1 protein-coding gene is annotated in these 1,580 nt (G+C 39.2%); it reads right to left on the bottom strand.

Going from position 1 to position 1,580, the window contains the following annotated elements; translation table 11 throughout:
• Positions 1 to 28: 28 nt before the first annotated feature.
• Positions 29 to 1,441, bottom strand: coding sequence for an IS66 family transposase (tnpC, locus tag JIV24_RS22085; protein ID WP_200467255.1), 1,413 nt, complete (start codon positions 1,439 to 1,441; stop codon positions 29 to 31).
• Positions 1,442 to 1,580 lie beyond the last annotated feature (139 nt).

The raw sequence follows: 1,580 nt of genomic DNA, 5'->3' as shown, positions 1-1,580 counted from the left end.
GTAACTACTCACGTACTATTGTATTCTTCTAGATTAAGCAAACAGCTTCATTATTATTAGCTGCATTAAGGTGTAGATTGAGCATATCAAAGATGTTGACAGTACGTTTAATCCATGTGTCAATTGCCGACCTTGTAATTGCAAAAGTTTCAGCACCTCTTTCCGATCGAAATCCTCCGGATACTTTTTGCTTGACTTTAATATTTCGAATAGCACGTTCAGAGCCATTGTTGTCAAAAGGCACATCTTGGTATTGTAAGAATGTAAAAACAGCATCACGCCATTTTATTAATCGTTTTTGAAACGCAGGAAGCTTTGGTACATTCTCCTGCAAGGGTAAATCTAAAAGTGTACCAAATGCCTTGTTTATTAGCTCTACTTCTTCCGGTGGATTGTTATATTGTTCGGATGTTAATTCTTTTTTAAGTTCAATTGCCTTTTCAAATAAGGCTTTGAGTAACATTGCCCACTCATTTTTTGATGCTTCAATAAAAGCGTTTAGCTCACGCATTAAATGTGCTAAACACAGCTGATGCAACAAGGCAGGGGTTTTAAGCTGTGTACTTAACGAATCGCTCACCAATATTGCTGTAGGAAAACCATCAGGAAATTCATTTTCGATGGTAACGTAGCCACGGCTTGGTTTAATTGTAATGTATGTTTCGCTATCAGTCTGCCAGGTCCAAGTCCAATAATTGCTATTGTTAACCTTTACACCTGATTCATCACTACCAACAACCTTTGCTTTTGCCACATCCTGCTTGATTCCTTCATAAACAGGTAGCAAGCTATTTGCTACGCGGTCAAGCATGTTATAGATGGTGCCTTCGCTAAGCGACACATTGCAGATACATTCTAATAATTCTGGTAAACGACCAAAGGGAATATATTGGCGCGTACTAAGATAACTGACAAACGAAACCAATCGGTTGCCATACTGAACCGGAGCTGTAACGCCTGCAGGGAATTCCCCTTTTGAAACGCATCCGCAATTACACTGTAGTTGATAAACCTGATGTTCTGTAACTGTAGCCTGTATAGGTGGAATATCAACAACCTGCCTTTTGGATTGAAGCTTCAAGGCGTCTGCTGAATGTGCTTTACCACAACCAGGACAATATGGAGCAGGAGTGTGCTTAATAACTTGGTCTGGCTTGGGAGATTGAAAAAGTGTTGTTCCCTTGTGCCCTTTTTGACCTCCAGATTTTTTATTACTTGGTTTACGAAGACTTTTTTGCCTGGGTGTTCTTCCAAAGTCATGAGATGGAGGACGGGAACTGTTACGGCTATTTTGTGATTTTAAACGTTGGTTTTCTTCTTTTAAAACACGAATATCCTCCTTCAATTCATTCAGCTGCTTCTCAACCTTGTTGCTGAATTCAACAAAGAGATCTATAATCTGCCCCTTATCAAGAGGCTCTAAAGTTTCGCGCTTTATCATGTTTGCAAAGATTATGCTATGCACCCTATCAAACTCACGGAAAGCAGATTCGTTATCAACATATAGGTGTAATTTTATTCACACTCTCGTGAAAAAATTATGATTTTGAAAAAGCGCTTTGGAGAACCTGAGTTGTCAC

The sequence above is a fragment of the Carboxylicivirga marina genome (assembly GCF_016612505.1).
GTDB classification, from domain to species: Bacteria; Bacteroidota; Bacteroidia; order Bacteroidales; family Marinilabiliaceae; genus Carboxylicivirga; species Carboxylicivirga marina.
Note: the sequence above shows the minus strand (reverse complement) of the source record. Positions and strands in the feature narration are given on the sequence as shown.